The following is a 4,328-nucleotide window of genomic DNA, read 5'->3' on the forward strand; positions in this document are numbered from 1 at the left end:
CGAACCGGCTGGCCGCCGGCGCCCCGCGATCCGCGGGCGCCGGCGGCACGCACGCGCTCAGCGCTTGACGGCGAAGGTCAGTCCGTCGGCGAACGGAATGACGCTCAGATCCACCCGCTCGTCGTAGTGGAGTTCGGCATTGAATTCACGCAGCGCCCTGGTCTCCGAATCCTGTGCGGACTCGTCGACGACCGCGCCGTGCCACAACACGTTGTCCACCGCCACCAGCCCGCCGGGCCGCAGGAGTTCCAGCGCGGACTCGTAGTAGGAGTAGTAGTTCTCCTTGTCCGCGTCGATGAAGACGAAGTCGTACGAGCCGGCCTCGCCCTCCTGCTCCAGCAGCGCGGCCAGGGACGCGCGGGCGTCGCCGACGCGCAGATCGACCTTGTGCCCGACGCCGGCCCGCTTGCAGTAGTCGAGCGCCATGGCGCTCCACTCCTCGCTGATGTCCAGGGCTACCACGCGACCGTCGTCCGGGAGCGCCAGAGCGGTGCTGAGCAGGCTGTATCCGGTGAACACGCCGACCTCGACGGTCCGCTTGGCACCGATCGCCCGGAGCAGGACGCCGAGGAACTGCCCTTGCTCCGGCGAGATCTGCATCAGGTGGAGCGGGAGCTTCGCGGTGACGCTCCGCAGCTCGCGCTGAAGGTCGGACTCGCGCAGCGAGACATCGGCGACGTAGTCCTGGAGCTTCTCGTTCAGTTCTACCTGGATCCTCATTCTTGGCCACCTCGAATCTGGCACTGGAATACGTCTCCGGAGGTCGGCTGAATTTCCCGCCGACCGACTCCGCTCCGCCATTAGAGTCGCGCGATGACGGCTTGTCAAGGCCACTCGAATTCCATCGGATTGGGCTTTCCACCTGCTGCCGGAGCCCTCCATCGATCCTTCAGCGGCGGATGTCAGAATGCCGAAAACACCCAATTCTCCGGCGCTTGCACCCGTAGTGCCGCGGCGTCGAAGGGAGGTCCGGTGGCCTCACCGGAACGTGTTCTCCGCGACTGCCTGGGCCGGTTCGGCACCGGGGTGACCGTGGTGACCACACGCCACGGCGGGACCGTGCACGGCGCGACGGTCAACGCGTTCACCTCGGTGTCGCTGGATCCCCCGCTGGTCATGGTCTCGCTCGACCGGCGCAGCCGGATGTGCGGGCTGCTCGCCGACGCGACGTTCGGCGTCAACATCCTGGGCGCCGAGCAACGCGACCTCGCCCTGTGCTTCGCCGGCCTGGCCGGCACCCGACCCGTCGACGTGGCCTGGGAGCCCGCCGCCCTCGCCCCGCGTCTCGCCGGCTGTCCCGCCTATCTCGCCTGCACGCCGTGGGCCGCCTACGACGGCGGTGACCATGTGCTCTACGTGGGCGAGGTACGGGAGTTCGACGTCGAACCCGGCGAACCCCTGCTCTTCCACGGCGGCCGCTTCCACGAACTCGTCGGGCCGTCGCGCAGGACGGCCTGGAGCGGCTCGCTCGACGACCCGACCGGCGGCGCCTGGGCAGCGGGCGCCCCGCTCCTCTCCCCCTCGGCCCACTGACACCAAGGAACGGACCATGACGCCACGACAGGACGACGGCAGCAGCGTCGACGCCAACCCGGTCACCCGACCCCTGACCGGAGCCGAGTACCTGGACAGCCTGAAGGACGACCGGGAGATCTACTACGACGGAGAGCGCGTCGACGACGTCACCGCCCACCCGGCCTTCCGCAACTCCGCGCGCATGACCGCGCGCCTCTACGACGCCCTGCACGACCCGGCCCGACGCGACGTGTTGACCGCCCCCACCGACACCGGCAGCGGGGGCCTCACGCACCGGTTCTTCCGGACGCCGCACAGCGTCCAGGATCTTCTCGACGACCGTGCGGCGATCACCGAGTGGGCGCGCATGACCTACGGATGGATGGGCCGCAGCCCCGACTACAAGGCGGCCTTCCTCGGCACACTGGGCGCCAACTCCGACTACTACGCGCCGTTCCAGGACAACGCCCGGCGCTGGTACCGCGAGTCGCAGGAGAAGGTGCTCTTCTGGAACCACGCGATCATCCACCCTCCGGTGGACCGCCACCGCCCGGCGGAGGAGGTCAAGGACGTCTTCGTCCACGTCGAGAAGGAGACCGACGCCGGCCTCGTCGTCAGCGGGGCCAAGGTGGTCGCCACCGGCTCGGCCATCACCCACTTCAACTTCATCTCGCACTACGGGCTGCCTTTGAAGGACCGGGAGTTCGCCCTGGTGGCGACGGTTCCGATGGGCGCCCCCGGGCTGAAGCTGATCTGCCGCCCCTCGTACGCGGCGACCGCGGCGGTGATGGGCAGCCCCTTCGACTATCCGCTGTCGTCCCGGCTGGACGAGAACGACACGATCTTCGTGATGGACAAGGTGCTCGTCCCGTGGGAGAACGTCTTCCTCTACGGCGACCCGGACCAGGTGAACGGCTTCGCCCCGAACTCGGGCTTCCTGGAGCGGCTGACGTACCACGGTTGCATCCGGCTGGCCGTCAAGCTCGACTTCATCGCCGGTCTGCTGCTGAAGGCCGTCGAGATGACCGGCAGCAAGGACTTCCGCGGCGTGCAGGCCCGCGTCGGCGAGGTCCTGGCCTGGCGCAACCTGTTCTGGGCGCTGACCGACGCCGCCGCGCACAACCCGCGGGAGTGGAAGAACGGGGCGCTGCTGCCCAATCTCGACTACGGCATGTCCTACCGGTGGTTCATGACGATCGGCTACCCGCGGATCAAGGAGATCATCGAGCAGGACATCGCCAGCGGGCTGATCTACATCAACTCCAGCGCCGACGACTTCGCCAACCCGGAGATCCGCCCGTATCTCGACACGTACGTGCGCGGATCCAACGGCTACGACTCCGTCAGCCGGGTGAAGCTGATGAAGCTGCTGTGGGACGCCGTCGGCACCGAGTTCGGCGGACGGCACGAGCTCTACGAGCGCAACTACTCCGGCAACCACGAATCCGTGCGCACCGACATCCTGGTGGCGCAGACGGCCAGCGGTCAGGTCGACGCCTACAAGGGCTTCGCCGAGCAGTGCCTGGGCGAGTACGACCTGGACGGCTGGACCGCGCCCGACCTCGACTCCTACCCCGACTTCCGGGCCGCCCGGAAGAAGTTCTGGCATTCCCGCTGACCGACCACACAGACGAAGGGCGGGTGTTCCCGTGGACCCGACGACCCGGCCGCTGCCGGACGGGCTCCGTGTCCGTCTCGCCCTGGCCACCCTCTTCCTGGGCGCCTTCGTGATGGGCAGCGCGGAGCTGGTCGTGGTCGGGCTGCTCGACCGGGTGGCCCACGACACCAGGACGTCCCTCGACACCGCCGGGCTGCTGGTCACCGCGTACGCGCTCGGGATCAGTCTCGGCGGCCCGCTGCTCACAGCGGCCACGATGCGGCTTCGCCGCAGAACGGCGGTGTGGCTGTCGCTCGCCGGTTACGCGGCGGGGAACCTGCTCGCGGCCGTCTCGGGCGGCTTCGCCGCGCTGCTCGTGGTGCGGGCGGGAACCGGCGCGCTGCAGGGCCTGTTCCTGGGGGCCGCGTTCTCGGTGGCCGGCCGGCTCGTGCCCGCCGAGCGGCTCGGCCGGGCGATCGCCGTCGTCTTCGGCGGCATCGCCTCGGCCACCGCACTGGGCGTGCCCCTCGGCACCCTGGCCGGTCAGCGGTTCGGCTGGCAGTGGACGTTCGCCGCCATCGGGGGGCTCAGCCTGCTGGCGCTGCTGGCGGCTCTCCTGCTGCTCCCCGCGACGCCGGAGACCCCAGCGCCGGGACCGGCCGGCCAGGCCCGGTACGCCTTCGCGCCACGGGTCCTGGCCCTGCTCGGTGTCGGATTCCTGCTGATGGGCGGCCAGTTCGCGGCGCTCACCTATCTCACCCCGCTCCTCTCGGGAGTGACCGGGGTCTCCGACGGCACGGTCGACGCCGTGCTGCTCGTCTACGGTCTCGCCACCGCGGTCGGCACCTTCGTCGGCGGCCGGGTAGCCGACCGTGCCGCCGCCACGGCCCTGGTCGCGGCCGACGCGGCGTTGATCGTCGCGATCGGCACGGTCCGGCTCACCGCGAGCCACCCGCTGCCGGTCACGATCGCGACGGCGCTGTGGGGGCTGGTCGGCTTCGGTCTGGTGCCCTCGCTCCAGCACCGGGTGACCCTGCTGGCGGGCCCGGGACGTGATCTGGCGGCCACCCTGCCCGCCTCGGCCGTCAACGCCGGTATCGCCGCAGGCGCGTGGGGCGGCGGAGTCGCCCTGCGCCACGCCGGGCCCGTCGGCGCCGTCACCGCCGCCCTGGTCGTCTGCGCCGCGGCTCTGCCGCTGACATGGCTGTCCAGGAGG

Annotated in this window: 4 protein-coding genes; 3 read left to right on the forward strand and 1 reads right to left on the reverse strand. The window is 70.3% G+C overall.

Translation table 11 applies throughout. From position 1 onward, the window contains the following. Positions 1-57: 57 nt before the first annotated feature. Positions 58-720, reverse strand: coding sequence for a class I SAM-dependent methyltransferase (locus tag TR50_RS35605; protein WP_042432006.1), 663 nt, complete (start codon positions 718-720; stop codon positions 58-60). A 252-nt stretch (positions 721-972) separates the two neighbouring features. Here TR50_RS35605 and TR50_RS35610 point away from each other — a divergent pair, with 252 nt between their 5' ends. From TR50_RS35610 to TR50_RS35620, 3 genes are all read left to right on the forward strand, one after another. After that, positions 973-1,533, forward strand: a complete 561-nt coding sequence (locus TR50_RS35610) for a flavin reductase family protein (protein ID WP_042432009.1) — start codon at positions 973-975, stop codon at positions 1,531-1,533. A 16-nt stretch (positions 1,534-1,549) separates the two neighbouring features. Then, positions 1,550-3,133 (forward strand): 4-hydroxyphenylacetate 3-hydroxylase family protein, encoded by a 1,584-nt coding sequence (locus tag TR50_RS35615; protein WP_042432012.1) that lies wholly within the window; start codon positions 1,550-1,552, stop codon positions 3,131-3,133. Between the two features lie 31 nt (positions 3,134-3,164). Beyond that, positions 3,165-4,328 (forward strand): MFS transporter (locus tag TR50_RS35620; RefSeq protein ID WP_052441721.1); only part of this gene is annotated, 1,164 nt, incomplete at its 3' end.

Source organism: Streptacidiphilus anmyonensis (assembly GCF_000787855.1).
In the GTDB taxonomy this organism is placed as follows: domain Bacteria; phylum Actinomycetota; class Actinomycetes; order Streptomycetales; family Streptomycetaceae; genus Streptacidiphilus; species Streptacidiphilus anmyonensis.

Excerpts from the sequence above, each read along its gene's own strand:
- TR50_RS35615 (WP_042432012.1), top strand. The coding sequence starts at position 1,550 with ATGACGCCACGACAGGACGACGGCAGCAGCGTCGACGCCAACCCGGTC.
- TR50_RS35605 (WP_042432006.1), bottom strand. The coding sequence starts at position 720 with ATGAGGATCCAGGTAGAACTGAACGAGAAGCTCCAGGACTACGTCGCC.